Raw genomic sequence first — 24,609 nt, 5'->3', positions numbered from 1 at the left:
GCGAGCGCCGTATGCCCAGCGCGGCCGTTAACCGTCAAGTCGGGAGCTCATGCGCCCAAAAGCCGCGCCGCCTGGGGCGCGAAATAGGTCAGCACGCCCGCCGCGCCGGCGCGTTTGAAGGCGTGCAGGCTTTCGAGGATGGCGCGGTCCTCGTCCAGCCAGCCGTTGGCCGCGGAGGCCTTCATCATCGCGTACTCGCCGGACACCTGGTAGGCGAAGGTGGGGACGCGGAAGGTCTCGGACACGCGCCGGACGACGTCGAGATACAGCATCCCCGGCTTGACCATCACGGCGTCGGCGCCCTCGGACAGGTCCATGGCCACCTCGCGCAGGGCCTCGTCGCCATTGGCGAAGTCCATCTGATAGGTCTTCTTGTCGCCGGTCAGCTGCTTCGCCGAGCCGACCGCGTCGCGATAGGGGCCGTAGAAGGCCGAGGCATATTTGGCGGCGTAGGACAGGATCAGGACATCCTGAAATCCATTCGCTTCCAGGGCCTCCCGGATCGCCTGGACCCGGCCGTCCATCATGTCTGAGGGGGCCACCACGTCGGCGCCCGCGTGGGCCTGGATGAAGGCCTGCTCGGCCAGCCGCTCCAGACTGGCGTCGTTGACGATGCGCCCGTCCTCCAGCACGCCGTCGTGGCCGTGGTCGGTGTAGCAGTCCAGCGCGACGTCGGTGATCACGCCGACCTCGGGCGCCGCGTCCTTGATGGCCCTGATGCAGTCGGGGATCAGGCCGTCCGGGTCGGTCGCGCCCGTGCCGACGCCGTCCTTGATCGCCGGGTCGACGTTGGGGAACAGGGCGACGGCGGGGATGCCGAGGTCGCGTGCCTCCTTCGCCGCCTCGGCCGCCGCCCTGGGCGACAGGCGGAACACGCCCGGCATGGACGGCACCGGGATGCGGTCGTCCTTGCCGTCGTGGACGATCAGCGGCCAGACCAGATCGGCGGGCGTCAGCGTCGTCTCGGCGACCAGACGACGCACCCACGGGGCGGCGCGCAGCCGGCGGGGGCGGGCGAAGGGGAAGGCGGCGGGCAGGAACGGCTGGGTCATGACGGCGTCATAGGCGGCTTGGCCGCATTGGAGAACAGGGACCGGTGACTTCCGGGCGCCGGGGGCGCCGTCCGGACTCAAAAACAGGGTCCGGAGAGTCCGGAGAGTCCGGATCGGGCCGGCGACCGACGCAGACTGGCACGGCCCGACGTCAGACGCGGTCGTCAGCCGGCGAGGGTGACGACGCGCGACGGCTTGGATAGAAGCACGGCGTGCGAGCCGGCCCTGACGGCCGACCACGCGGGAGCAACATATGGACTTCGCCCTCACCGACGACCAGCGCGCCATCCAAGACGCGGCGCGCGCTTTCGCGGAGGCCGAACTGGCCCCGCATTCGGCCGAGTGGGACGAGACCAAACACTTCCCCGTCGACGTCATGCGCCAGGCGGCCGAGATGGGCTTCGCGGCCATCTATGCCGGCGAGGAGCACGGCGGCATGGCGCTGGGACGCGTCGAGGCGGCGGTGATCTTCGAGGAGCTGTCGCGCGGCGACGTCTCGACGGCGGCCTTCATCTCGATCCACAACATGGCCACGTGGATGATCGACGGTTTCGGCTCCGACGACCTGCGCGCCCGCTACGTGCCGGCGCTGACGACCATGGAGAAGATCGCCAGCTACTGCCTGACGGAGCCGGGCTCGGGCTCCGACGCGGCGGCGATGCGGACCACGGCGACGCGCGACGGCGACCATTGGGTGCTGAACGGGTCCAAGGCCTTCATCTCCGGCGCAGGGACCAGCGACGTCTATGTGGTCATGGCGCGGACCGGGGAGGCCGGGCCCAAGGGCATCTCGGCCTTCGTCGTCGACCTGGGCACGCCGGGCCTGTCGTTCGGGGCGCAGGAGAAGAAGATGGGCTGGAACAGCCAGCCCACGGCCATCGTCAGCTTCGACGACTGCCGCATTCCGACGTCCAACCTGCTGGGCAAGGAGGGCGACGGCTTCCGCTACGCCATGATGGGTCTGGACGGCGGGCGGCTGAACATCGCGGCCTGCTCGCTGGGCGGGGCGCGGCTGGCGCTGGAGACGGCGCAGGCCTATGTCGCCACACGAAAGCAGTTCGGCAAGTCGCTGAACGAATTCCAGAACATCCAATTCAAGCTCGCGGACATGGCGACCCAGCTGGAGGCCTGCCGCCTGATGGTCCTGCGCGGCGCCTGGGCCATCGACACGGGGCATCCGGAGAAGACCAAGTGGTGCGCCATGGCCAAGCGCATGGCCACGGACCTGTGCTTCGAGATCGCCGACGAAGCCCTGCAGATGCACGGCGGCTACGGCTATCTGAAGGACTATCCGCTTGAACGGATCGTCCGCGACCTGCGCGTCCACCGCATCCTGGAAGGCACGAACGAGATCATGCGCGTGATCACGGCGCGGGAGATGATGCGGCAATAAAGAGGCGTCAGCTTTCGTCGGCATACGGCGACGCCGGAACGTGGCGGGATGGCTTTGACAGAACGGAGCCACCGCCATGCGTCTCATGATCCCGCTCGCCGCCGTCGCCTGCCTGCTCGCCGGTGCGGTCCAGGCCCAGGAATTCCGCTTCAGCGCCAATTCCAGCCGCGGCTATTCCAGCCAGGCCGAGTTTCCGAACGTCCAGGTGTCCCGCCGAGCCGACAATCTGGTGGTGTCGGTCCGCGTGGCCTGCGACACCCGCGAGGCGGCGCAGCGGCGCAGCGAGATCACCCAGACGCTGGCCGCCATGGCGCGGGCGGCGGGACTGGACGCCTCGATCGAGCTGGGGCTGGATTCGGGCGGCAACGTCGCCGACTTCGACGCGCGCATGATCCCGACCCTGCGCTTCCACAGCGACGACGGTCGGCCGGACACCAGCGCCGTGACCCTGGTCATCAAGACGCCGATCGCGGAGGGCGACACGCTGGAGGCCGCCTCGGCCCGCATCCGCGCCTTCGTCGAGGCGACCCAGCGGGTCGGCCGCACGGAGCTGCGTCTGATGGACGACTGGGAGCCGACCGTGATCCGGCCCGACCAGTATCGCCCGGTCGTGCTGGCCGCGATCGCGGCGGACGCGGGGACCACGGCGGCGGCGTTCGGCCCGGCCTATGGCGTCGAAGTGACGGGCCTGTCGCGGCAGGTGACCTGGCGTCAGGCGGGGCCGCTGGAGCTGATGCTCTACATTCCCTACCAGCTGAGCGTCACCCCGGCCGGCTGAGCCTTTACCGTTCCGGCGACGCCGCCTATTCCGGCGCGCATGATCGACGAGCCTGAAGTCCTGACCCGCGTCCAGTCCGGGGTCGGACGCCTCACCCTGAACCGGCCCAAGGCGCTGCATGCGCTGAACAAGGCCATGTGCGAGGCGATGACGGCGGCGCTGCTGGCGTGGCGTGAGGATCCTGCGGTCAAGTCGGTGCTGATCGACCATGCGGGCGAGCGCGGCTTCTGCGCCGGCGGCGACATCCGCATGATCGCCGAGAGCGGGGCGGGGGACGCGGCGGAGGCCCGGGCCTTCTTCCTGACCGAGTACCGGCTGAACCACCTGATGTTCGAGTACCCGAAGCCGATCACGGCCATCGTGGACGGCATCGTCATGGGCGGAGGCGTGGGAATCAGCGAGCCGGCCGAGGTGCGCATCGCCACGGAACGGACGACCTATGCCATGCCGGAGACGGGGATCGGCCTGTTCCCCGACGTCGGCGGCGGCTGGTTCCTGTCGCGCCTCCCGGGCGAGACGGGGACATGGCTGGCTCTGACGGGGGCGCGGCTGAAGGCGGCGGACACGGTGTTCCTGGGCATCCACAGCCATTACCTGCCGTCCGACGCGATCGAGGCCTTCCATGCCATCCTGAAGACGGATCCGGCGCATCCGGCCGACGTGGCCGACGGGCTGGAGGACGATCCCGGCGAGCCGACGGTGGGCCCGCACGTCGAGGCCATCGACCGCCTGTTCGCCCACAACACGGTGGAGGCGATCTTCGCCGCGCTGGAGGCCGAGGGGACGGAGTGGGCCCTCGCACAGCTGGCGACGCTGAAGACCAAGTCGCCCCAGTCGCTGAAGGTGACCCTGCGCCAGCTGCGGCTCGGCCGCGGCATGGCCGACTTCGCGGCGAACATGGCCATGGAGTACCGGCTGGGGGGCCGCGTGGTGCGTACGCATGACTTCCAGGAGGGCGTGCGGTCGGTGATCGTCGACAAGGACGGTCAGCCGAGGTGGAAGCCGGAGACGCTGGCGGACGTGTCGGACGCGGAAGTGGAGGCGCTGTTCGCGCCGCTGCCGGCCGATCAGGAGTGGACCCCGCTGGGCTGAGGCTTGCTCCGAACTGCGTTCCGCGCGCAGATGGCGCGGGCCGTTCAGGAGACCTCGATGCGCACCCTCATCCTCGCCCTCGGCGGAGCCATGGCCCTTGCGGGCTGCATGGTGATCAACGTGACCGGTCACGACGGCGGGTCCGGAGTGCACGTCTCGCACTTCGACTCGGACGCGACCTATGCCGCTGCCCTGGCCGATCCGCGCCGCCCCGCGGACGAGGTGGCGCGGGACGCGGCGCGGGAGCCCGTCGCCATGATGGATCTGGTCGGGATGAAGCCCGGCGACCGGGTCGCCGACATCCGGCCGGAGGAGGGGTACTTCACCCGCCTGTTCGCCAATGTCGTCGGGCCGAACGGTCGGGTCTACGCCTTCGTCCCGACGCGGACGGCGACGCGCGAGACGCCGCTGGCGCAGGGTCTGGCCGCCGCCTATCCGAACGTGGTGGCGATGGAGGGGGCGCTGGACGCCATGACCTTCCCGGAGCCGCTGGACGCGGTCTTCATGGTGCAGGAGTACCATGACTTCCACATCCCGGCCTTCGGCGTGGACGTGAACCGGATGAACAAGGCCGTGTACGACGCGCTGAAGCCGGGCGGATACTACGTCGTCATCGACCATGCGGGTCGTGACGGCACCGGAAACACCGAGGTCCAGTCGCTGCACCGGATCGAGGGCGAGTTCCTGAAGCGCGAGGTCGAGGCCGCGGGCTTCGTCTTCGACGGCGAGAGCGACGCCATCCGCAATGCGGAAGACGACCGGACCATCAACGTCTTCGACGAGCGCATCCGCTATCGCACGGACCAGTTCGTCTATCGCTTCCGCAAACCGGGCTGAGCTCAGCCGGGCCGCGTGGCGAACAGGGTGAGCGTCGCGCCGCCGGTCGCGAAGTTGGCGACGTCGGCGGCGGCGGCCTGACCCTCCGGGCTGGCCATGGCCGCCTGAAGCGCGGCCATGTCCGCGAAGGTCAGGATGGCGATGAAGTGGGCGTCGGACGGGCCCGCCGGGGTCATGATCGGCCCCTCGCTCACCTCGAAGGCCTGGAGGCCCGGAATGCGGCGGGCGAGCGGGGCGTGGACCGCCTCGTAGTGCGCGGCGAAGACCTCCGGATCCGTGGGCGTTCCGTAGGTGGCGATCAGCTTTGCCATGACGGCCTCCATGCCATGCCCTTGAACGTCGGGCGCGGACCGTGTGATCTGACGTAACGAGGATCGGAGAATGGTCATGAAGACCCTGATGGACGCAAGAGCCGGGCTGGTCGCCGTCGCGTTGACGCTGACGGCATGCTCAGGCCTGATGGGCGGCCCGTCGCCGGAGACCTATTCGGCCGCCTTGGCCGGCCCGCCGCGCACGGAGGAGGATCGAGGCCGCGACGCCGCGCGGATGACCGCCGGGACCCTGGCCTTCGCGAGGGTCGAGCCCGGCGATCACGTGATCGACATGATCATCGGCGGCGGCTTCTTCACCCGGGCCTTCGCAGCGGCGGTGGGGCCGGAGGGTCACGTCACGGCATGGCAGCCGCAGGAGTTCGTCCAGTTCCAGGCCAGCTATGGCGAAGCGGTGACGGCGGCGGACGCCCTGGCCAACGTCGACGGCGTCACCTCGCCGATCGCGGCGCCGGTCTGGCCGTCGGGCGCGGACCTGGTCTTCACGGCCCAGAACTATCACGACCTGCATCTGGACCCGTTCGCGGACGACACGGCCCGGCGCGTCAACGCGGCCGTGTTCGCGGCGCTGAAGCCGGGCGGCCACTACGTCATCGTCGATCACCATTCGACGGCCGGTTCGGGGCTCTCGGCCGCCAACGCCCTGCACCGCATCGACGTGGAGCAGGTGAAGCGCGAGGTTCAGGCCGCCGGTTTCGTTCTGGAGGCCGAGAGCGATCTTCTGGAGCGCGCCGACGATCCGTTGACGGCCAACGTCTTCGATGGGTCGATCCGCGGGAAGACCAGCCAGTTCATGCTGCGGTTCCGCAAGCCGGGCTGAACGGTCGCGCTGGCGACCGGGCGTCGAACCCGCTAACCCTCCCGCCGAGTCAGACAGGGAGAGTTCGCCATGACGCAGACCGTCGCCTTCATCGGCCTGGGCAACATGGGCGGGGGCATGGCCGCCAATCAGGCGAAGGCCGGTCACGTCGTGATGGCGTTCGACCTGTCGAAGGAGGCCGTGGAGCGGGCCGTCGCGGCGGGCTGTCAGGCGGCGTCTTCCGTGGCCGAGGCGGTGAAGGACGCGGACGTGGTCATCACCATGCTGCCTGCGGGGCCGCACGTGCTGAAGGTCTATTCCGAGCAGATCATCGGCGCGGCGCCGACCGGCGCCCTGCTGCTGGACTGCTCCACCATCGACGTGGAGACCTGCCGCAAGGTGGCGGGGCTGGCGGCCGAGGCGGGCTACGTCTTCGCCGACGCGCCGGTGTCTGGCGGGACGATGGCGGCGGACGCGGGCACGCTGGCCTTCATGGTCGGCTGCGACGAGCCGGAGTTCGCGCGCATCGAGGCCGCGCTGGAGCCGATGAGCCGCGCCACCTTCCGCGCCGGCGACCACGGCGCCGGGCAGGCGGCCAAGATCTGCAACAACATGATCCTGGGCATCACCATGCTGGGGACCTGCGAGGCCATCGCCCTGGCCGAGAAGCTGGGGCTGGATCCGGTGAAGATGTTCGACATCGTCTCCAAGGCGTCGGGGCAGAGCTGGTCGGTCACCACCTACTATCCGTGGCCCGGTCCGGTGCCGACCGCCCCGTCGAACCGCAACTACGACGGCGGCTTCGCCACGGCGATGATGCTGAAGGACCTGAAGCTGGCGCAGCAGGCCGCCGCGGCGGCCGGGGCCACGACGCCGCTGGGAGCCCAGACGGAGGCGCTGTACCAGATGTTCGACCGACTGGGATTCGGCGGCCGCGACTTCTCGGCCATCCTTCAGCTGCTGCGCGGAAAGCTGGACGATCTCCCCACCGATTGATCGATCTCAAAGACGCGGGCGGACCCGGCGTCGAGACGTCGGCGGATGAGCCGCGCAGTCCTTGAGAACCGTTATCAATTAAGACCTTGCGACGATTTAACCGGCGTCCCGCATGGACTTTGCCGGGGTCCGGGCGCAAAACCCGCCGCGAAGGCAGAGTCCAGGCAGGCACCCGGATTGTACGACTACAAGGCCGCATTCGAGACCGCGATCGAGCAGGTGAAGGGGGAGGGGCGCTATCGCGTCTTCGCCGACCTGAAGCGCGTGCGCGGCCGGTTCCCCCGGGCGGTGCGCCGTCGCGCCGACGGGACCGAGCAGGACGTCGTCGTCTGGTGTTCGAACGACTATCTGGGCATGGGGCAGCATCCGGTCGTGCTGGAGGCCATGAAGGCCGAGGTCGACGCCGCGGGAGCGGGGGCCGGCGGCACGCGCAACATCTCGGGCACCACGCGCTCGGCCGTGGATCTGGAGGCCGAGCTGGCCGACTGGCACGGCAAGGAGGCCGCGCTGCTGTTCACCTCCGGCTATGTGGCCAACGAGGCGACGCTGGCGACGCTGCAGCGCATCCTGCCCGGGCTGATCATCTTCTCGGACAGCCTGAACCACGCGTCGATGATCGCCGGAATCCGCCACGGCGGCTGCGAGCGGCACGTCTTCCTGCACAATGACCTGGCGCACCTGGAGACGCTGCTGGCCGCCGCCCCGGCCGGGGCGCCCAAGCTGATCGCCTTCGAGAGCGTCTATTCGATGGACGGCGACGTCGCCGACCTGAAGGGCACGATCGCGCTGGCCAAGAAGTACGGCGCCATGACCTACCTCGACGAGGTGCACGCCGTCGGCCTGTACGGCGCGCGCGGCGCCGGCATCGCCGAGCGCGACGGGGTGCTGGACCAGATCGACGTCATCGAGTGCACCCTGGGCAAGGCCATCGGCGTGATGGGCGGCTACATCGCCGCCGACGCGGTGATCGTCGACGCGATCCGCAGCTGGGCCTCGGGCTTCATCTTCACGACGTCTCTGCCGCCGGCGCTGACGGCGGGCGCCCTGGCCTCGGTGCGTCACCTCAAGGCGCATCCGGAACTGCGCGAAAGGCATCAGGAGCGGGCGGCCGCGCTGAAGGCGCGGTTCGAGGCGGCGGGGATTCCCGTCATGCCGTCCGAAAGCCATATCGTGCCGGTGTTCGTGGGCGACCCCGTGCACACCAAGATGATCTCGGACATGCTGCTGGAAGAGCACGGCATCTACGTCCAGCCGATCAACTATCCGACCGTGCCGAAGGGGACGGAGCGCCTGCGCTTCACGCCGTCGCCGGACCACGACGACGGCATGATGGACGCCCTGGTCGCGGCCATGGACCGGCTGTGGACCCACTGCAACGTCGCCCGGCTGCCCGCCGTCGCCTGATGTTCCGCCGGTGCGGCACGAAAAAGGCCCCGGATCGCTCCGGGGCCTTCTCCGTCGCTGCGGCGACTACCAGCGCCAGGCGCTGTGGATCGCCTCGATCACGTAGCCGTCGAAGCGGTCGACCAGGTAGATGTTGTTGTCCACCCAGACCCACATCGTGCCCGGTTGCGGCCAGGGCAGGCCCCAGTAGGCCGGATCGGTGATCTCGTACCGCCAGAAGATCGAGGGCAGGTAGTCGCCCTCGCGATAGGTGCGGCCCCAATACGACCGCGGCACGCTGTAGTAGCCGTAGCCCGGCGAGAAATAGAAGCCGACGCGCACGCCCGACCAGCCGCGGAAGTGACGGTCGTTGCGCCACCAGTCGCTGCGGCCATGACGACGGTTCCAGTCGCGCTGCCAGTTGTCGCGGTTCCAGTTGCGGCGGAACTCGCGATAGTCGCGACGGTCGTCCCGCCGTTCGAACCGGTCCTCGCGGCGATCCTGACGACGGTCCTGACGGTCGTCCCGGCGTTCCTCGCGACGATCCTGGCGATCTTCCCGCCGATCCTGGCGGCGGTCGCGCTGCTCCGGGGTGGGCGGCGGGCGGTCGGCGCGACGCTCGCGCCGGTCCTCGCGACGGTCCTGCCGGTCGTCGCGACGATCCTCGCGCCGGTCCTGACGGTCGTCACGCCGCTCCTCGCGACGCTCCTGGCGACGGTCCTGGGTCGGGGGAGGGGGCGGGGGCGGCGTGACGTCGGGACGACGGCGTTCGCCGCCGCCGCCGCCGGCGTTCCCGCCGCCGCGCTCTTCACGCGCCTCGCGACGCTGTTCGCGGCGCTCGGACTGCACCTCGCCGCGATCGCGGCGGCGGTCGGGGTCCTGGGCCAGGGCGATCGCCGGGGCCGCCGCCGGCACGGCGAAGGCCGTGAGGGCGGAGAAGACCAGAAGGGTTCTCTTCATTCTCGTGGTTCCTGCACGCCCTTCTGCGGGCGGCTTGGGTTCGAGGCTGTGCCCCGCAAGCTGAACGGCGACTGAACCGTCCGCGTGAGAAGGGCCCCGCGACGCCGGTCGCGGGGCCCTGCCCCAGGCGGGCGGCCCGTCGCGTCAGAAGACGTCGAACAGCACGTCCGCGATCAGGCCCGTGGCCAGGGCGACCAACAGGATGTCGTTGTCGGCGTGCACCCAGCGGTGGCCACGCGGCGCCGGACGCAGACCGTAGAAGTACGGATCGTTGACGTAGTAGCGGTGATAGCTGGACGGCAGATAGGCGCCACGGCTCCAGCGATAGCCGTAGTAGCGCGGCTCGACCCGGTAGTAGCCGTAGCCCGGCGCGTACCAGTAGCCGTTGCGGGCTCCGCGGTAGTCGCGGAATTCCGACCGGCCGCGCCACCAGTCGCGATTGTTGCGGTCCCAGCGGCGGTCGTTGCGGAAGTCGCGACGATCGTCCCGGCGTTCGGCGCGGAAATCGCGGCGATCGTCGCGGCGGTCCTGCCGGTACTCCCGGCGGTTGTCGTATTCGCCGCGGCGCCAGTCGCGCCGGTCGTCCCGGCGTTCCTCGCGGAAGTCGCGGCGATCGTCGCGGCGGTCCTGGCGATAGTCGCGGCGGTCGTCCCGACGCTCATCGCGGTCGCGGCGGCTCTGGGCTTCTGCGGCCAGCGGCACCGCGGTCGTCGACAGAGCGACGGCGACGACGGCGGCCTTGGTCAGACGGTTCATGAACGGGCCTCGTTGGAATCGGGCGAGAACTCCGCCCGGAACAGGGTGATGACGGACGGTCGGCCCCGCCGCATGAACCGTCCCTGAATGGGACGGTCAGGTTGGGCCATTGCGGAGGCGTGCTCCGCCGCCCACTTCCGCAGCGTCCCGCAAGGAGCCCGCAGATGTCCCGACCGATCCAGCTCTGGTACTGGCCCACCCCCAACGGCTGGAAGATCTCCATTGCCCTGGAGGAGATGGGGATCCCGTACGAGCTGAAGCCGGTCAACATCGGCGTGGGCGAGCAGTTCGAACCCGCGTTCCAGGCGATCAGCCCCAACGGCCGCATGCCCGCGATCGTGGATCCCGACGGACCGGACGGCCTGCCGCTGTCGATCTTCGAGAGCGGGGCGATCCTGCAATACCTCGGCGCCAAGTCCGGGCGCTTCTATCCGCGCGACGCGCGGGGCAGGGCGGAAGTCGATCAGTGGCTGTTCTGGCAGGTCGGCGGTCTGGGGCCGATGGCGGGGCAGACGCACCATTTCCGGCAGTACGCGCCCGCGCTGACCGAAGACCAGCGCCATCTGGCCTATGGCGTGCGTCGCTACACGGATGAGACCCATCGGCTCTACGGGGTGCTGGATCGCCGTCTGGCGGACCGTGAGTTCGTCGCCGGCGACTATTCCATCGCCGACATGGCCATCTGGCCATGGATCGTCCCGTGGGAGCGACAGGGGCAGAATCTCCGGGAGTTCCCGAACGTGAAGCGCTGGTTCGAGGTCGTCGGCGACCGCCCGGCGGTGCGGACCGGCCGCTGGCTGGGCAAGGATCTGGGCAGGGATCTCGCAAGGGCGGGGCGGGAGGCGGACGCCCAGCGGGCCGTCCTGTTCGGGCAGCGGGCGCGAAAATCCTAATCAGAGATTATCCAATGGTTTCGCGAGGTTGAACGCGGCGCGGAGTATTCATTCTTCCTTGTCGAAAAACTTCCGGCCGGCTTTTCGCCATTAACTTTAACTTCAAACCGCGGGTATTTGATCGCGTCATCAAGCGGGGCCAGAACGGCCTGGAGGACTGGTGATGAACGCGCAAGAAGCGGCGCAGGACGTTGCGGAAGCGGGCGCTCTGCCCTTGCCCACCCCGGACATGGACGGCGACGCCCTGTTCCAGCTGGGGCTGCGATATTCGACCGGCACGGGCGGGTGCCCGATGGACCGGGTCTCGGCCCACATGATCCTGAACCTGGCGGCAATGAAAGGCTCGGAAGAAGCCCGTGAGTACCGTCGCGAGCTGTCGCAGGAAATGGATCGCGAGGAGATCGGCGAGGCCCAGCGCGCGGCGCGTCGCTGGATCGACGCCGGCACGAGCCGGCTGGCGGCCTGAACCCGGTCGCCGTCAGAACTGCTGATACTGCCCGTTGATCGTGTAGTTGAAGCCGATGGGCAGGGCGTTTCGGATCTGGGTGAAGAAGTTGGCCAGCTCGCCCAGCGTGGAGCGCGGCACGAAGATGACGTCGCCGCGCCGCACCGCCACCGCCATGCCCCGCCGGGGCCTGAGGTCGAGGACGCGCAGCATGCGGCGTCCGCCCGGCCCGCGCCGGATCAGCGCAACTTCCTGCGTCCGCGCCGTCGGCAGGAAGCCGCCGGCCTGGATCACCGCCTGGTAGGCGTCGATGTCGCCGGTCATCTCGTAGACGCCGGGCGTGCGGACTTCCCCGTCGACCCAGACCCGGATCGGCCCGGCCTGTTTCAGCGTGATCTCCACCACCGGGCGCACCAGCTGGGAGGCGTAACCGTAGGAGACGTCCTGCTCCAGCTCGGCCAGGGTGCGGTCCGCCGCCATGACCTGACCCAGGAGGGGCAGGGAAATGCGGCCGTCCGGTCCGACCTTCAGCGTGCGGGTCAGTTCCGGGGCGGTCGGGGTCGCCACTTCGATCTCGTCGTTGGGATAGAGGACGTACTCCGGCTCGGCGTCGGTCCAGTCGGCGAAGGGGATGTCAGGAAAGCCGCGGCTCGTTTCCGGGCCCGACAGGGGCGTGGACATCCGGGGAACGGCCACGCCTCCGCATGCCGCCAAGGGAAGGGCGACGAGGCCAAGCATCAAATGCCGGCGGCTGAAGGTCATGGGCGAATCCCGACGCGACGGATCACGGTGAGGGCAGGGTGGCGGCGTCATGGGTAACCGATGGTTAACGCCGAGGGGCGAAGGCTGAGGCTCCGGTTCAGTCTCACGGATTCGCGTCCAGGCCCATGCGCACGACGGCCACAGTCATCGCCCGACCGCGCTACGGCCTTCTGGACGTGATCGGCCTGCTGTTCCGCGAATTCTGGATCATGCTGGTGATCTTCCTGGCCGTGGTGGCGGTCGGAACCGCGGTCGTCCTGACCCTGGGCAAGACGTACACGGCGCGCGGAAGCGTCTACGCCGGCGTGGGGCAGGAGTACGTCTATCAGCCGCGCGTTGGGGCGACGGAGAGAGGCCAGACGCCCGACGTCGACACCGTCACCCAGTCCGAGGCGGCGCTGCTGAACAGCCGGGCGGTGAAGGAGCGGGTGGTCGACGCCCTGGGCGCGCCGGCCATCCTGGGCGACAAGGCGACGGGCACGCCCGCCGAGATGCGGATCGCCGCGATCAAGGCGCTGGAGGGCGGGCTGTCCGCCGGGGCGGTGACCGGCAGCCCGATCATCGGGATCACCTACGAAGCGGACGATCCGGAGCGGGCCGCCACGGTGCTGAACGCCGTGATCGACCAGTATCTCATCCATCGCCGGGAGGTCTTCGCCGACGCCAGCGCCCCGGCGCTGAGCGCGCAGCGGCTGGTGTTCGAGGACGCCCTGGCCGAGGCGGACGCGGCCTATGAGCAGTTCCTCCGCACCGAGAACATCGGAGACTTCGCGGCCACGAAGGCGGCGCTGGCCGCCAACTGGCAGACGGTGTCCGCCGACAGGCTGTCGACCCAGGCCCAGGTCAACCAGCTGACCCGCCAGCTGGCGACCCTGGAGACCCAGCTGGCGTCGACGCCGCCCGAGATCGCCCTGCAGCAGGACCTGAACGTCGCGGCCCGGGACCAGATCCTGCAGCTGCGGACGGAGCGGGAGCAGCTGCTGGCCCGCTATCTGCCCGACAGCCAGCCCATCCAGGACATCGAGGCCCGCATCGCCGGGCTGGAGCAGTACGTGGCCAGCGGTCAGGGCGTGGGCGTCAAGGAAGTGCGGACCGGCCCCAACCCCATCTGGGTCGAGCTGGAGACGACGCGGGCCACGACGCTGGCGCAGCGGGATTCGCTGATGGCGCGGCTCGGCGTGCTGGACGCCCAGCTGGGCGAGCTGCGCGCGCGGCAGGCGCGGCTGACGGCGGTGGAGTCCGAGAACGCCACGCTCGCGGGCGCCCGCGACGTCCAGAGCGCGACGGTGAGGGAGTTCCAGCAGCGCGAGGCGCAGGCGCTGGCCGATCAGGGACTGGTCAAGGCCGGCGCCGACGACGTGCGCGTCATGGAGCGGGCCGCGCCGCCGCTGCGGGGCAGGAGCCTGAAGCTGCCGCTGCTGGCGGCCGTGATCCTGTTCGCGGCATTCACGGCGCTGTCGGTCGGTCTGATCCGCATCTTCTCCCGGCGCGGCTTCACGACCCCGGCGTCGGTCGGACGCACCCTGGATCTGCCGGTTCTGGCCGCGGCGCCGGTCAAGGTCGCGCGGTGAACGGGCAGGGCGTGTTAGCCTTCGCGTCGTGCGCGAGCGTTCCAGCGATTCGATGATCGACCTGACCTCCGAGATGGCCGCCCTGTGGTCCGCCCTCGGCCCCGCGCCCGCGCGCGGCGGCCGCATGGTGCTGATCGTCTCGGCCCTGTCGGGGGAGGGCGCCTCGACCGTCTCGCGCGAGTATGCGCGGCTGGCGGCGGTCCGCGCGCGCCGGCCGGTCTGGCTGATCGACGCCGATCTGGACCAGCCCGGCCAGCAGGAGGCCGTGGCGGCGGCGCCCGACCGGTTCGGGACCCTGAGCCGTCCCGCGTTCGCCTCGCCCGACGGCTCGTGCTTCTTCGACGTCCATCCCCCGGCGAAGAGCCGGGACGGCCGGATCGTGCCGCCGGCGCGTCTGCTGACGGCGCGGTCCTGCCTCGGGGGACGGCTCTGGGTGTCGCGCTTCGCCGCCGAGGCGATCCGGGTCGGCCAGCGCGTCGAGGCCTCGCCGGATCCGGCCTACTGGAACGCGCTCCGCCCACACGCCGAGATCGTGGTCGTCGACTGCCCGGCGGCCGAGCGCTCGGACACGGCGCTGGTCCTCGCGCCGCTCGCGGACGCGGTCGTGCTGGTCGTGGCGGCGGAATCCACAGGCGCCGACGAGGCTTCGGCGCTGCGCCAGGAGATCGAGGCCGTCGGCGGCCGCATCGCCGGCGTGGTGCTGAACCGCACCGCCTGGAAGCCGCCCGGCTTCCTCAGCCGTCTGACCGGCTGACGCGCTCCAGCCGGGCCAGCTCCCGGGCGCCATAGAATCTGGGTTCGAACAGCGGCGCCCACAGCACCTTGCCGAGGCCGCGGGCGGCTCGGTCCATGGCCCGGGCGCGCGACGGGCGGCGCAGCAGCCACAGGCCGGCCGACGCGGCGGCCCAGACGGCGGTCTGCACGGCCCCGACGGCCATCCACCCGAGGAGACCCGGCCAGTCGCCGCGCGCGCGGGCCTCCTGGCTCGGACCCTGACCGTAGGCGAAGGCGCGGCGCAGGGCGTAGGCCATGGTGGCGCGGTGGGGCGGAGCGATCTCGGACACCCGCGCCCTTGCCGCCCAGCCGAAGCGGCCGCCGGCGGCCTTTACCCGGGCGAACAGGGCGTCGTCCTCTCCGCCCAGCTCGTCGGCGGCGACGTCGAAGGGCGCGTCGCCGGGCAGGGCGGTGGCGCGGACCAGCAGGGCGTTGCCGCAGCCCCAGGGCTTGTCGATCAGACGGTCGTGGTCGGGGCCTTCGCGACCGAAGAAGGCGTCGAGGTGAGCCCGCGCCCACTCCGGTGCGCCCTCGGCCACGCCGGTGATGGGGCCGAAGACCACGTCGGCGCCCGTCCTCGCCTGTGCCGACAGCAGGGCCGCCAGCCAGCCGGCCGCGGCTTCCTGATCGTCGTCGAGGAAGGCGATCAGCGGGGCCGTCGTGGCCGCGAGGCCCGCGTTCCGGGCCGTCGCGACGCCGGGGCGGGGCGCGGCGACGTAGGTCAGCGGAAACGGGCTGACGGGGCGAAGGGTCCTGACGGGATCGGCGGCGGCGCCCGCAGGATCGTTGTCGACCACGACGACCTCGACCTCGTGCCCTTCAAGACCGGTCTGGGCGAAGGTCGAGCGCAGCGCGCGGGCCAGGCTGTCCGGGCGACGCAGGGTGGGGATGACGACGGCGACGCGGGCCACGTCACACCCGATCCGCGTAGAGGGCGGCGCGGTAGAGGCGCAGGGAGAAGGCGCGGACGGAGACGGGCGCGGCCTCGCTGAGCGCCAGCCGCCGGAACCATGGCCGGATCATTCCGAGTCCCGGCACGCGCTTGAGCCGGCGGGCGGCGCGATAGCTGGGGTAGGTCGAGACCACGTCGAAATGGCGATCGACGACCCGCGCGAAATTGGCTGCCGACTGCTCGTACTTGCCGGCGAGGGCGGCGGTCTCGTCCAGACCCATGTGCGTGGCCGGCACGTCCACGTGCCGCACGGACCAGCGGCGCGACGCGCGCATGGCCCATTCCACGTCCTCCCAGCCCCATCCGGTGAAGGCGGGGTCGAAGGCCTCGGCGTCGAACACGTCGCGGCGGACCAGCAGGTTGGAGGTGTAGACGTACTTCTCGGGCGCCAGCGACCGCGCGGCGGCGTCCAGCGTCTCGGAGCGTTCGGCCATCGCCCGGTGCACGGCGAAGCGCGGGTCGGTCGGCGCCTGCTTCAGGGAGAAGCCGCCGAAGGCGACGGCCGGATCCTCCGCGTCGATCAGGGCCAGCCAGTCCGACAGGAACGTCGGCGCGTCCGGCAGCATGTCGGAATCGAGGAACAGCAGATGCCGGCCCCGCGCCGCCTGCGCGAGCCGGTTGCGTCCGCGCGACCGTCCCTCGTTGGCGGGCAGGGTGATCAGGCGGACCGGCAAGGGAAGGGCGCCGGCCCGGGTCTTGAGGCGCTCGCCCAGATCCGCGTCGCCGGTGCCGTCGTCGAGCAGGACCAGTTCCGCGCCCGGCGTCGGGACGGCGGACAGGGCCTCGATCAGCCGTGAAGGGTCGTCGCGCAGGAAGGGGATGAGGACCGACAGACGGGGCGAAGCCCGGCCCCAGGCGGCGTTGTCGTCGATGCGCGCGCGGGGGCTCATGCCGTCGCCCTCGCCCGCTTGCGCCGTTCGATCAGGGACAGGGCGACGTCGCGCACGCCGGCCGCATTGAGCGTCAGGGCCAGGGCGGCGTAGACGGCCCCGCCGGCGCCGGCCTTCAGGATCAGTTCGGGGAAGCCCCCGATGGCCGGGAGCGCGGCCACGACGACGGCCATGCCGGCCGTCGCCAGGCCGCAGCGGGCCAGGGATTCCCAGGCCATGGGCAGGGGCAGGACGCGACGGCCCAGGGCCAGCGTGGCGACAAGGCCGATGCCGAAGCTCGCCGTGGTGGCCCAGGCCGCGCCGATGAGACCGAAGCGGGGAACGAGGATGAGGTTGAGGACGACGTTGAACAGCGCGGGGATCGCCATGGCCCCCAGCAGCGCCGTCGTCTTGCGCCCGAGCGTGAAGGCCTGCCCGAAGTAGTAGGCGGTGAGGCCGTAGAGCAGGGCCGACAGGGCGATCCACGGCGTCACCGTGACCGCGTCGGCGCGCAGGTCCTCGCCGATCAGCACCTGCGCCAGCGGCCGGGCGACCAGGGCGACCCCCGCGGCTGCGGGCAGGCCTATCAGCAGAAAGGTCGAGAGCTGCTCCCGGGCGGCGGTCGTCAGTCGGTCGCGCCCGCCGCGCTCCAGCGCCATGACCAGCGCCGGTTGCCCCGCCGTGCCGAGCCAGAGGAACAGCACGTCCAGCGTCCTGTTCGCGATCGAATAGCCGGCGTGATAGGCGCCGACGGCGGCCTCGTCGAGGAAGACGGCCAGCAGGAAGCGGTCCGTGGAAGCGAGGACCACGGTCAGGGCCAGCGACGCGGCGATCGGATAGCCGTAAGCCGCGTAGGCGCGCATCCTTGTGGGATCGAGCCTCGCGCCGCGTCCCCGTCGCCATTCGCCCGGGAAAACGAACGGCAGGACCAGCAGCGGGCCGAGGCCGAGTCCCAGCAGGGGCGCCGCGCCGCCGGCGCCGCCGAGCGCGAACCCGACGCCGATCAGCAGACCCGCGGCGGTCACCGTCATGTCGATGCCGGCGGATTTCGAAACCTCGCCCTCCGCCCGCAGCCGCTCCTGCGCCAGCTTGACGAGGCAACGGACCGGACAGCCCATCAGACCGACCGCGACGGCGATGCGGAAGAGAGGATCGGCGGGCCAGAGCCAGACGGCGAGCAGGGCCAGAGGCACGAAGGCCGCGGTCAGCAGCAGGGCGGTCCGGTACAGACCCGCGAAATGCCCCTGCAGGTCGGCGCCCGGCTTCGACGCGGCCCAGAAGCGCGCCATGGCCGCCTCCAGCCAGGTGAAGACGGCGACGTGGGCGAGGGTGAAGACGGAGAAGGCGAGCGCGTAGCGGCCGAACTCTTCCGGCGACATTAGGCGCGTGAACAGGACGATGGCCAGGAAGCCGACCACGCCCTGCACGACGTTGGCCGGAAGATAGCCCCAGACGCCCCGCCAGAACACGTCAGCGCACCGCGGCGCGGTCGCCGAGCAGGACCGGGACCGTGACGAGCATGATCCAAAGATCCAGCCAGACCGACTGGCGTTCGACGTATTCGACGTCCAGCTGGACGCGGCGGCGCACGTCCTGGGCGGAGTGAAGCGGGCCGCGGGAGCCCTTGATGGCGGCCCAGCCCGTCATGCCCGGCTTGATGCGGTGGCGATGGGCGTAGTCGGCCACCAGCCGCGCGGACTCGACCTGGCCGGTCTTCATGCCGACGGCGTGAGGACGGGGGCCGACCAGGCTCATCTCGCCGGTCAGGACGTTCAGCAACTGCGGCAGCTCGTCGAGGCTGGTGGAGCGCAGGATCCGGCCCAGCCGGGTGATGCGGTCGTCGTCGTGGGTCACCTGCCGGCTGGCCGTGGCGTCGGCGCTGGCATGCTTCATGGTCCGGAATTTCCAGACGACGATCTCTTCCTGATTGAAGCCGTGCCGGCGCTGGCGGAACAGGGCGGGGCCGGGACTGTCCAGCTTCACCAGCGCGGCGATCAGGGCCATCACCGGCAGGAGCGCGAGGAAGGCGAGTCCCCCGACCGTCAGGTCCAGCAGCCGCTTGTTGAAGGCGCGCCGGTCGTCGTCCTTGCGGCCGTTCAGCGGCGCCAGCCGGCTGTCGGCGAGGCGATTCAGGGCGTCCTCGCGGTCGCCGGGGCGGACGGGATCGACCAGCAGGGTCACCTCGTTCGGCAGGCTTCCCAGACGGCCCATGAGGTGCCGGACACGCGCCTCCGCCTTCGGATCGATGGCCACCATGATGCGGTCGACGAAGGGCAGGATGCGGTGACTCAGGAGGGCCCCGGAATCGCCCAGCACCGGGACGCCCTCGACGGCGTCGGGGCTGCGGGCCAGACGGTCGTCGAACACGCCCAGCACGTTGACGTCGCGCCGCTCCAGCGCGGCCCGGATCAGCGCCTCGGCATGTCGCGTCGCGCCGACCACGACGACGTTGGGCGTCAGGGCGCCCGAGCGACGCCATGCGCCCACCCGATCCAGCCAGACGAGGTGCAGTCCGTAGAGCGACGCCAGCGACACGCCGCCCCACACGACGAGGGCGGAGAGGGGGCCGCCGCCCAGCGCGACGGCCAGGGCGACCGCGACCAGCGTCGACGCGGCGGCGACCCCGGCCAGGGCCCCCAGATGCATCACGGCGGGCCGGCCGGAAGGAAATCTGTACAGATCGAGCGATCTGAGCAGCGCCAGCAGCACGAGGGCGCCGGCGCCGAAGGGCGCGGCCTCGGCCACGGTGGCCTGCGCCAGGTCCGTGGGCGAGCCGGCCCAGGCGCACAGCAGGGTCACGGCCAACACCACGGAGACGTCGATGGCGCGGAAGTAGTGGGCGGCCAGCCGCGCCGCGTGCCGCTGGCGTGCATTGAGCCAGACTTCGGGGCGGAAGGGGCCTCGCCGGGCGGCCCCCTCGCCCAAGCCGCGTTCCGCCATCTCGCGAAGGCCGCGGGCGTCGAGCGACGGCCCGGCGACGGCGTCGTCCGGTTCGGCGGGAGAGAGCAGGGCGGCGGTCGGGGTCATTCGGGCCGTCGGTCCGGTTCCAGGGTCGCCGAACCCTGTCACATCGGGACTGACCATCCCCTTAATGCTCCTGCCGGAATGGGCCGGTTGCGCCGCCCGCGCGCCTCCGCTATCGACGCCGTCTGCCGGAGACGTGGCCGAGTGGCTGAAGGCAACGGTTTGCTAAATCGTCGTACCGGGTAACCGGTACCGAGGGTTCGAATCCCTCCGTCTCCGCCAGATCCCTCCGGCCCTCCAGCCACCCGCCTGGCCGGCGACCGGACAGGTGGCCGAGTGGTTTAAGGCAGCGGTCTTGAAAACCGCCGTGGGTGGAAGCCCACCGTGGGTTCGAATCCCACCCTGTCCGCCATTTTCCGGAACGCCCTCGGCCGTCGCGGCTTCTCTTCGCGTCAGCAGAGGAGCGCTGCATGACCCAAGGCAAATTGACCGGAAAGAAGATCGCCGTCCTGGCCACCGACGGGTTCGAACAGGTCGAACTGACCCGGCCGGTCGAGGCGCTGAAGGCGGCGGGCGCCGAGGTGGAGGTGGTCTCGCCGAAATCCGGGTCGATCCAGGGGTTTAACCATCACGACAAGGGCGACCGGACGCCGGTGGACCGCACCCTGTCGGAGGCGTCTTCGGACGACTACGACGGGCTGGTCCTGCCGGGCGGCGTCATCAACCCCGACGCCCTGAGGCTGGAGGACGAGGCGGTCGCCTTCGTCCGCGATTTCGTGGACGCGTCCAAGCCGATCGCGGCGATCTGTCATGGTCCCTGGACCCTGATCGACGCCGGCGGCGTGGAAGGCCGCCGGGTGACGTCGTGGCCGTCGCTGAAGTCCGACCTATCAAATGCGGGGGCGACGTGGGTCGACGAGGAAGTCGTGGTGGACGACGGTCTGGTCACCTCCCGCAATCCCGACGATCTGCCCGCCTTCTGCGCGAAGATGGTCGAGGAGTTCTGCGAAGGGCGGCACGCGGGGTGATCTCCCGTTAACCAGGTTCAAACGGTCGGGCCGCATCCTGCCGGACCATGCAGGGCAGGGCGCTTCGACTTCTCACGCTCGCGGCGATCGGGCCGCTGGCGTCCGGGTGCGCCCTGATGGGGATGGGCCCGAACCGGGGGCCGAACGCGCCCGTGGTGCGGGATCCCGCGCCGATCGTCGGCGGGACGATGCGGCCCTATCAGATCCGCGGGCGCTGGTATCACCCGCGGGAGGACCCGGACTACGAGGAGGTCGGCATGGCCTCCTGGTACGGCGACCGCTTCGACGGACGCCCGACGGCGACGGGCGAGATCTTCGACATGAACGCCCTCACCGCGGCGCACACGACGCTGCCGCTGCCGGGGCTCGTCGAGGTGACCAATCTCGAGAACGGGCGGAGCGCGGTCCTGCGCGTCAACGACCGGGGGCCGTTCGTGGACGGGCGGATCATCGACCTGTCGCGGGGCGCCGCGCGGGAGCTGGGACTGCTGGACCGCGGCGTCGGCCGCGTGCGGGTGCGCTACCTGGGACGGGCGCCGCGATTGGGCCGCGAGCGCGCGGCGGCCGAAGCCGGGTTCGAGGTTCTGGCGCGGGTCGTCGAAGCCGCTGGGGAAAGCCCGGCTTTCTGACGTCGCGGGCCTTGGCCGCGCCGCCCGCGCCCGCCATACAGGACCGGTGTCGCGCGGTCGGTTCATCACGTTCGAAGGCGGGGAGGGGGCCGGCAAGTCCACCCAGGCCCGACTGCTGGCCGAGGTCCTGCGCGAACGCGGCCACGAGGTCGTCCTGACGCGCGAGCCGGGCGGATCGCCCGGCGGCGAACGCATCCGGGCGCTGGTGGTCTCGGGCGACGCGGCCGACTGGTCCGCCATGACCGAGACCCTGTTGATGTTCGCGGCCCGCGACGATCACCTGAACGCGGTCATCCGCCCCGCCCTGGCGGCGGGCAAATGGGTCGTCTGCGATCGGTTCAGCGATTCCACGCGGGCCTACCAGGGCGCGGCGGGCGGCGTCGACCCGGCCTTCGTCGAGTCGCTGGATTCGGCCGTCGTCGGCGCGGATCAGCCGGATCTGACCCTGATCTTCGACCTCCCGGCGGAGCGCGGTCTGTCGCGCGCGCTGGCCCGGGGGGCGGCGGAGACCCGCTTCGAGGGCAAGGGCGGCGCGTTCCACGACCGGCTGGCCGAGGCCTTTCGCACGATCGCCGCCGCGCATCCGGACCGATGCCGCCTGATCGACGCCGACGGCGACGTGGAAACGGTGGCCGCCCGCGTGCGCGCGGCGGTGGAGACGGCGGGCCTGTGAGCGAGCACCCGCGCGACCGGTTCGACCTCGTGCCCGACGTCGAGGCCGAGACCGCCTTCCTGGACGCTCTTGACCGAGGACGGCTGCACCACGCCTGGCTGCTGTGCGGACCGGAAGGGCGCGGCAAGGCGACCTTCGCCCACCGTGCGGCCCGACGGCTGCTGGGCGCCGCGCCGGACCCGTCCCGGGGACCTCTGGGGGCGCGGCCGGAGGACCCGGTCAGCCGTCTGGTCTCGGCCCAGTCGCATCCGGACCTGCTGGTTCTGGAACGCGCCGTCGAGGGTGGCCGGACGAAGCGCAACATCTCGGTCGACCAGGCGCGCGACCTGCCCGAGTTCTTCTCCAAGAGCCCGGCGCAGGCCGGACGGCGCGTCGCCGTCATCGACGCGGCCGACGATCTGAACGCCAACGCCGCCAACGCCATCCTGAAGACCCTTGAGGAGCCCCCGCCCAACGGCGTGCTGCTGCTGGTGTGCCATGCGCCCGGCCGGCTGATCTCCACGATCCGCTCGCGATGTCGTCGTCTGGTGTTCAAGCCGTGGACGGACGCCGCCGTCGCCGACATGTTGCGGCACCGCGTCGGGCTGGACGCCTCGGAGGCGCAGGCCGTCGCGGCGGCGTCGGGAGGATCGCCCGGCGCGGCGCTCGCGGCCGTGGGCGACGACGCCCGGGCGGCCGACCGGCTGGCGCGTCGCTGGGTCGGGGCGCCCGGCCCGCTGGACCGGTCCGAGCGCCTGGCCCTGCAGGGCTCCCTGCGCGGGCAGGAGGGCGCGGCCCGCTTCGACGACATGATGCATCACCTGGCCGCCGCCGTGCGCGACCGCGCCCTGGCGGGCGGGGAGGGGGCCGCCGACTGGGCGGATCTGTGGACCCGGCTGGCCGAGTGGCCCGACCGGGCGGCCGGCCTGAACCTGGATCGCGGCGAGGTGCTGGCGTCCGCGTTGAACGATCTCGAGCGGACCAAGGCCCGGGCATGCTGATCGACAGCCACGTCAATCTGCATGCGCCGCAGTTCGACGAGGACCGTGACGAGGTCATCGCCCGCGCGCGCGCGGCGGGGGTCGGCCTGATGGTCGAGATCTCCGACAGGCTGTCGACGTTCGAGGCGACGCACGCTCTGGCCATGGCGCACGACGACGTCTGGTGCACGGTCGGCGTCCATCCGCACGAGGCACGGCACTACGCCGATCTGGCCGCCCCGCGACTCGTCGAGCTGTCGAAGCTGAAAAAGGTCGTCGGAATAGGGGAGTGCGGCCTCGACTTCCACTACGACCTCAGCCCACGGAACATCCAGGAAGCGGTCTTCCGCCAGCATGCGCGGGCGGCTCGCGCCACCGGTCTGCCGCTCGTGGTGCATACGCGCGAGGCCGACGACGCGATGGGCCGGGTGCTGCGGGAAGAGATGGCGGACGGGCCCTTCAAGCTCCTGATGCATTGTTACACGTCCGGGCCGGAACTCGCGAAAGACGCAGCCGAAATGGGGGCCTGGTTCTCGGTTTCAGGGATCGCCACCTTCAAGGCGGCGGAGGACGTGCGCGCGGTGATCCGGGACATGCCGGCCGACCGGATCATCGTCGAAACCGACTGCCCGTACCTCGCGCCCGTGCCGCACCGGGGACGGCGCAACGAGCCGGCCTATGTGATCCATGTTCTCGACAAGCTGGCGGAGCTTCGCGGCTGGTCGCGGGAAGAGGCGGAGGCGCGCACGACCGACGCCTTCTTCGCGCTTTTCGACCGGATTCCGAGGCCGGCGGGCGCATGAGCGACGCGCTGGAGGTGGTGATTCTGGGCTGCGGCTCTTCGGGCGGGGTGCCGCGCGGCGACGGCGACTGGGGCGCCTGCGATCCCTCCGAACCAAGGAACCGGCGGACGCGCTGCTCGGCCCTGGTGCGGCGGCGGGGCGCCGAGGGCGTCACCAACGTGCTGATCGACACCTCCCCGGACCTCAGGGAGCAGGCGCTGGCGGCCGGGATCACCCACGTCGACGGGGTGATCTACACCCACGACCACGCCGACCAGACGCACGGCATCGACGACCTGCGGGTCTTCGCTATGCGGAAGCGACGGCGGATTCCGGCCTGGATGGACGACGCGACCCGCGCGGCCCTGACGTCGCGGTTCGGCTACATCTTCGAAAGCGTGCAGGGGTATCCGGCGATCCTTGAGTGCCGCGACCTGCCGACGCACGGCGCGCCGTGGACGATCGACGGCGCCGGCGGCCCGGTGCCGGTCCGGACCTTCGATCAGGGGCACGGGCCGATCCGCAGCCTCGGCGTGCGCTGCGGACCGATCAGCTATTCCAGCGACGTCGACGAGCTTGACGGGGCCGCGCTCGACGCGGTGCGCGGGAGTGCGGTCTGGATCGTCGACGCCTTGCGGTTCACGGCTCATCCCACGCACGGTCATCTTGACCGGGCGCTGGAGTGGATAGCCGCGGCCGAGGTGGAGCGCGCGGTGTTGACGAACCTCCATATCGACATGGATTACAAGGTTCTGGCGGCGCTTGTTCCGGCCAACGTCGAGGTGGCCCATGACGGCTGGAGCGCCGTGGTCGCTCCGTAGAGCCTGACCGGATTTCGCATAATATGTCTTAGGCGATGACGGGAGGCTGCTGGTCCCGTCGTGCGCTCGCGTCGCCGGGCCGGCGCGGCTACCCTCCTGACGCAGCGAACAG

At 70.9% G+C, this 24,609-nt stretch carries 26 protein-coding genes and 2 tRNA genes; 19 read left to right on the top strand and 9 right to left on the bottom strand.

Annotated elements, in window-relative coordinates:
• Positions 1-47: 47 nt before the first annotated feature.
• The gene (gene hemB / locus EFJ44_RS10820; protein ID WP_125257219.1) at positions 48-1,052 is read right to left on the bottom strand and encodes a porphobilinogen synthase; all 1,005 of its coding nucleotides are present in this window, start codon (positions 1,050-1,052) and stop codon (positions 48-50) included.
• Between the two features lie 253 nt (positions 1,053-1,305).
• Here hemB and EFJ44_RS10815 point away from each other — a divergent pair, with 253 nt between their 5' ends.
• The 4 genes from EFJ44_RS10815 to EFJ44_RS10800 all read left to right on the top strand — a co-directional run bounded on the left by EFJ44_RS10815 (position 1,306) and on the right by EFJ44_RS10800 (position 5,152).
• A complete protein-coding gene (locus EFJ44_RS10815) occupies positions 1,306-2,445 on the top strand; it encodes an isobutyryl-CoA dehydrogenase (protein ID WP_125257218.1) in 1,140 nt (379 codons plus the stop codon).
• A 76-nt stretch (positions 2,446-2,521) separates the two neighbouring features.
• Positions 2,522-3,223 carry a TonB-dependent receptor gene (locus EFJ44_RS10810; RefSeq protein WP_125257217.1) on the top strand — a complete coding sequence of 234 codons (702 nt, stop codon included), beginning with the start codon at positions 2,522-2,524 and terminating at the stop codon, positions 3,221-3,223.
• A 39-nt stretch (positions 3,224-3,262) separates the two neighbouring features.
• The gene (locus EFJ44_RS10805; protein ID WP_206426902.1) at positions 3,263-4,315 is read left to right on the top strand and encodes an enoyl-CoA hydratase/isomerase family protein; all 1,053 of its coding nucleotides are present in this window, start codon (positions 3,263-3,265) and stop codon (positions 4,313-4,315) included.
• Between the two features lie 57 nt (positions 4,316-4,372).
• On the top strand, positions 4,373-5,152 hold the full coding sequence (locus EFJ44_RS10800) for a class I SAM-dependent methyltransferase (protein WP_241209764.1): 780 nt from the start codon (positions 4,373-4,375) through the stop codon (positions 5,150-5,152).
• Between the two features lie 2 nt (positions 5,153-5,154).
• On the opposite strand, the gene EFJ44_RS10795 is transcribed toward EFJ44_RS10800, so the two are convergent.
• Entirely contained in the window at positions 5,155-5,463 is a 309-nt protein-coding gene (locus EFJ44_RS10795) for an EthD family reductase (protein WP_125257215.1), read from the bottom strand.
• Positions 5,464-5,533: 70 nt separating this feature from the next.
• Here EFJ44_RS10795 and EFJ44_RS10790 point away from each other — a divergent pair, with 70 nt between their 5' ends.
• The 3 genes from EFJ44_RS10790 to hemA all read left to right on the top strand — a co-directional run bounded on the left by EFJ44_RS10790 (position 5,534) and on the right by hemA (position 8,680).
• Complete coding sequence (locus EFJ44_RS10790; RefSeq protein WP_125257214.1) at positions 5,534-6,301, top strand: class I SAM-dependent methyltransferase; 768 nt, start codon at positions 5,534-5,536, stop codon at positions 6,299-6,301.
• 69 nt (positions 6,302-6,370) lie between these two features.
• Positions 6,371-7,276 carry a 3-hydroxyisobutyrate dehydrogenase gene (gene mmsB / locus EFJ44_RS10785; RefSeq protein WP_125257213.1) on the top strand — a complete coding sequence of 302 codons (906 nt, stop codon included), beginning with the start codon at positions 6,371-6,373 and terminating at the stop codon, positions 7,274-7,276.
• 177 nt (positions 7,277-7,453) lie between these two features.
• Positions 7,454-8,680, top strand: coding sequence for a 5-aminolevulinate synthase (hemA, locus tag EFJ44_RS10780; protein WP_241209763.1), 1,227 nt, complete (start codon positions 7,454-7,456; stop codon positions 8,678-8,680).
• Between the two features lie 66 nt (positions 8,681-8,746).
• Here hemA and EFJ44_RS14020 read toward each other — a convergent pair whose 3' ends face one another.
• Together EFJ44_RS14020 and EFJ44_RS10765 are read right to left on the bottom strand one after the other, a co-directional pair.
• Positions 8,747-9,619, bottom strand: a complete 873-nt coding sequence (locus EFJ44_RS14020) for an RcnB family protein (RefSeq protein ID WP_241209762.1) — start codon at positions 9,617-9,619, stop codon at positions 8,747-8,749.
• A gap of 144 nt (positions 9,620-9,763) precedes the next feature.
• Positions 9,764-10,375 carry an RcnB family protein gene (locus EFJ44_RS10765; RefSeq protein ID WP_125257211.1) on the bottom strand — a complete coding sequence of 204 codons (612 nt, stop codon included), beginning with the start codon at positions 10,373-10,375 and terminating at the stop codon, positions 9,764-9,766.
• Positions 10,376-10,539: 164 nt separating this feature from the next.
• Here EFJ44_RS10765 and EFJ44_RS10760 point away from each other — a divergent pair, with 164 nt between their 5' ends.
• Both EFJ44_RS10760 and EFJ44_RS10755 read left to right on the top strand, forming a co-directional pair.
• A complete protein-coding gene (locus EFJ44_RS10760) occupies positions 10,540-11,268 on the top strand; it encodes a glutathione S-transferase N-terminal domain-containing protein (RefSeq protein ID WP_125257210.1) in 729 nt (242 codons plus the stop codon).
• Positions 11,269-11,431: 163 nt separating this feature from the next.
• Complete coding sequence (locus tag EFJ44_RS10755; protein WP_125257209.1) at positions 11,432-11,734, top strand: sel1 repeat family protein; 303 nt, start codon at positions 11,432-11,434, stop codon at positions 11,732-11,734.
• Between the two features lie 12 nt (positions 11,735-11,746).
• Here the strand turns inward: EFJ44_RS10755 and EFJ44_RS10750 are convergent, their stop codons facing one another.
• On the bottom strand, positions 11,747-12,394 hold the full coding sequence (locus tag EFJ44_RS10750; RefSeq protein ID WP_241209761.1) for a polysaccharide biosynthesis/export family protein: 648 nt from the start codon (positions 12,392-12,394) through the stop codon (positions 11,747-11,749).
• A 206-nt stretch (positions 12,395-12,600) separates the two neighbouring features.
• On the opposite strand from EFJ44_RS10750, the gene EFJ44_RS10745 reads away from it, so the two are divergent.
• Entirely contained in the window at positions 12,601-14,046 is a 1,446-nt protein-coding gene (locus EFJ44_RS10745; protein WP_125257207.1) for a GumC family protein, read from the top strand.
• 52 nt (positions 14,047-14,098) lie between these two features.
• Positions 14,099-14,800, top strand: coding sequence for a P-loop NTPase family protein (locus EFJ44_RS10740; protein WP_125257206.1), 702 nt, complete (start codon positions 14,099-14,101; stop codon positions 14,798-14,800).
• Here EFJ44_RS10740 and EFJ44_RS10735 read toward each other — a convergent pair.
• Genes EFJ44_RS10735 through EFJ44_RS10720 form a run of 4 tightly spaced genes read right to left on the bottom strand, consistent with a single transcriptional unit; the run spans position 14,781 to position 19,668 of the window.
• Positions 14,781-15,731, bottom strand: coding sequence for a glycosyltransferase family 2 protein (locus EFJ44_RS10735; protein ID WP_125257205.1), 951 nt, complete (start codon positions 15,729-15,731; stop codon positions 14,781-14,783). The two genes, EFJ44_RS10740 and EFJ44_RS10735, sit on opposite strands and share 20 nt — an antisense overlap.
• Position 15,732: 1 nt before the next feature.
• Positions 15,733-16,662 (bottom strand): glycosyltransferase family 2 protein, encoded by a 930-nt coding sequence (locus EFJ44_RS10730; RefSeq protein ID WP_125257204.1) that lies wholly within the window; start codon positions 16,660-16,662, stop codon positions 15,733-15,735.
• Complete coding sequence (locus EFJ44_RS10725) at positions 16,659-18,110, bottom strand: lipopolysaccharide biosynthesis protein (RefSeq protein ID WP_125257203.1); 1,452 nt, start codon at positions 18,108-18,110, stop codon at positions 16,659-16,661. The genes EFJ44_RS10730 and EFJ44_RS10725 overlap by 4 nt, the downstream gene beginning before the upstream one ends.
• 1 nt (position 18,111) lies before the next feature.
• Positions 18,112-19,668 carry an exopolysaccharide biosynthesis polyprenyl glycosylphosphotransferase gene (locus EFJ44_RS10720; RefSeq protein WP_125257202.1) on the bottom strand — a complete coding sequence of 519 codons (1,557 nt, stop codon included), beginning with the start codon at positions 19,666-19,668 and terminating at the stop codon, positions 18,112-18,114.
• A 127-nt stretch (positions 19,669-19,795) separates the two neighbouring features.
• Here EFJ44_RS10720 and EFJ44_RS10715 point away from each other — a divergent pair.
• The 8 genes from EFJ44_RS10715 (at position 19,796) to EFJ44_RS10680 (ending at position 24,497) form a co-directional block, all read left to right on the top strand.
• A tRNA-Ser gene (locus EFJ44_RS10715) sits at positions 19,796-19,887 on the top strand.
• Positions 19,888-19,927: 40 nt separating this feature from the next.
• Positions 19,928-20,017, top strand: a tRNA-Ser gene (locus EFJ44_RS10710).
• Between the two features lie 58 nt (positions 20,018-20,075).
• On the top strand, positions 20,076-20,633 hold the full coding sequence (locus EFJ44_RS10705; protein ID WP_125257201.1) for a type 1 glutamine amidotransferase domain-containing protein: 558 nt from the start codon (positions 20,076-20,078) through the stop codon (positions 20,631-20,633).
• 116 nt (positions 20,634-20,749) lie between these two features.
• Entirely contained in the window at positions 20,750-21,262 is a 513-nt protein-coding gene (locus tag EFJ44_RS10700; RefSeq protein WP_420897389.1) for a septal ring lytic transglycosylase RlpA family protein, read from the top strand.
• A gap of 46 nt (positions 21,263-21,308) precedes the next feature.
• On the top strand, positions 21,309-21,935 hold the full coding sequence (tmk, locus tag EFJ44_RS10695) for a dTMP kinase (protein WP_125257200.1): 627 nt from the start codon (positions 21,309-21,311) through the stop codon (positions 21,933-21,935).
• On the top strand, positions 21,932-22,915 hold the full coding sequence (locus EFJ44_RS10690) for a DNA polymerase III subunit delta' (protein ID WP_125257199.1): 984 nt from the start codon (positions 21,932-21,934) through the stop codon (positions 22,913-22,915). Before tmk ends, EFJ44_RS10690 begins: the two co-directional genes overlap by 4 nt.
• The gene (locus tag EFJ44_RS10685) at positions 22,909-23,697 is read left to right on the top strand and encodes a TatD family hydrolase (RefSeq protein ID WP_125257198.1); all 789 of its coding nucleotides are present in this window, start codon (positions 22,909-22,911) and stop codon (positions 23,695-23,697) included. Before EFJ44_RS10690 ends, EFJ44_RS10685 begins: the two co-directional genes overlap by 7 nt.
• On the top strand, positions 23,694-24,497 hold the full coding sequence (locus EFJ44_RS10680) for an MBL fold metallo-hydrolase (protein ID WP_125257197.1): 804 nt from the start codon (positions 23,694-23,696) through the stop codon (positions 24,495-24,497). Before EFJ44_RS10685 ends, EFJ44_RS10680 begins: the two co-directional genes overlap by 4 nt.
• Positions 24,498-24,609: the final 112 nt, after the last annotated feature.

This window comes from Brevundimonas fluminis (genome assembly GCF_003934285.1).
In the GTDB taxonomy this organism is placed as follows: domain Bacteria; phylum Pseudomonadota; class Alphaproteobacteria; order Caulobacterales; family Caulobacteraceae; genus Brevundimonas; species Brevundimonas fluminis.
This window is presented reverse-complemented; position numbering and strand designations above follow the sequence as displayed.

Bases quoted from the DNA above. Each gene is read 5' to 3' on its own strand.
- EFJ44_RS10765 (WP_125257211.1), bottom strand. From the start codon at position 10,375: ATGAACCGTCTGACCAAGGCCGCCGTCGTCGCCGTCGCTCTGTCGACG.
- EFJ44_RS10740 (WP_125257206.1), top strand. From the start codon at position 14,099: ATGATCGACCTGACCTCCGAGATGGCCGCCCTGTGGTCCGCCCTCGGC.
- EFJ44_RS10745 (WP_125257207.1), top strand. From the start codon at position 12,601: ATGCGCACGACGGCCACAGTCATCGCCCGACCGCGCTACGGCCTTCTG.
- EFJ44_RS10805 (WP_206426902.1), top strand. From the start codon at position 3,263: ATGATCGACGAGCCTGAAGTCCTGACCCGCGTCCAGTCCGGGGTCGGA.
- EFJ44_RS10705 (WP_125257201.1), top strand. From the start codon at position 20,076: ATGACCCAAGGCAAATTGACCGGAAAGAAGATCGCCGTCCTGGCCACC.
- EFJ44_RS10815 (WP_125257218.1), top strand. From the start codon at position 1,306: ATGGACTTCGCCCTCACCGACGACCAGCGCGCCATCCAAGACGCGGCG.
- EFJ44_RS10790 (WP_125257214.1), top strand. From the start codon at position 5,534: ATGGTCATGAAGACCCTGATGGACGCAAGAGCCGGGCTGGTCGCCGTC.
- EFJ44_RS10795 (WP_125257215.1), bottom strand. From the start codon at position 5,463: ATGGCAAAGCTGATCGCCACCTACGGAACGCCCACGGATCCGGAGGTC.
- EFJ44_RS10685 (WP_125257198.1), top strand. From the start codon at position 22,909: ATGCTGATCGACAGCCACGTCAATCTGCATGCGCCGCAGTTCGACGAG.
- EFJ44_RS14020 (WP_241209762.1), bottom strand. From the start codon at position 9,619: ATGAAGAGAACCCTTCTGGTCTTCTCCGCCCTCACGGCCTTCGCCGTG.
- EFJ44_RS10810 (WP_125257217.1), top strand. From the start codon at position 2,522: ATGCGTCTCATGATCCCGCTCGCCGCCGTCGCCTGCCTGCTCGCCGGT.
- EFJ44_RS10700 (WP_420897389.1), top strand. From the start codon at position 20,750: ATGGGGATGGGCCCGAACCGGGGGCCGAACGCGCCCGTGGTGCGGGAT.
- EFJ44_RS10800 (WP_241209764.1), top strand. From the start codon at position 4,373: ATGCGCACCCTCATCCTCGCCCTCGGCGGAGCCATGGCCCTTGCGGGC.
- EFJ44_RS10680 (WP_125257197.1), top strand. From the start codon at position 23,694: ATGAGCGACGCGCTGGAGGTGGTGATTCTGGGCTGCGGCTCTTCGGGC.
- EFJ44_RS10730 (WP_125257204.1), bottom strand. From the start codon at position 16,662: ATGAGCCCCCGCGCGCGCATCGACGACAACGCCGCCTGGGGCCGGGCT.
- EFJ44_RS10755 (WP_125257209.1), top strand. From the start codon at position 11,432: ATGAACGCGCAAGAAGCGGCGCAGGACGTTGCGGAAGCGGGCGCTCTG.
- EFJ44_RS10760 (WP_125257210.1), top strand. From the start codon at position 10,540: ATGTCCCGACCGATCCAGCTCTGGTACTGGCCCACCCCCAACGGCTGG.
- hemB (WP_125257219.1), bottom strand. From the start codon at position 1,052: ATGACCCAGCCGTTCCTGCCCGCCGCCTTCCCCTTCGCCCGCCCCCGC.
- mmsB (WP_125257213.1), top strand. From the start codon at position 6,371: ATGACGCAGACCGTCGCCTTCATCGGCCTGGGCAACATGGGCGGGGGC.
- EFJ44_RS10720 (WP_125257202.1), bottom strand. From the start codon at position 19,668: ATGACCCCGACCGCCGCCCTGCTCTCTCCCGCCGAACCGGACGACGCC.
- EFJ44_RS10750 (WP_241209761.1), bottom strand. From the start codon at position 12,394: ATGTCCACGCCCCTGTCGGGCCCGGAAACGAGCCGCGGCTTTCCTGAC.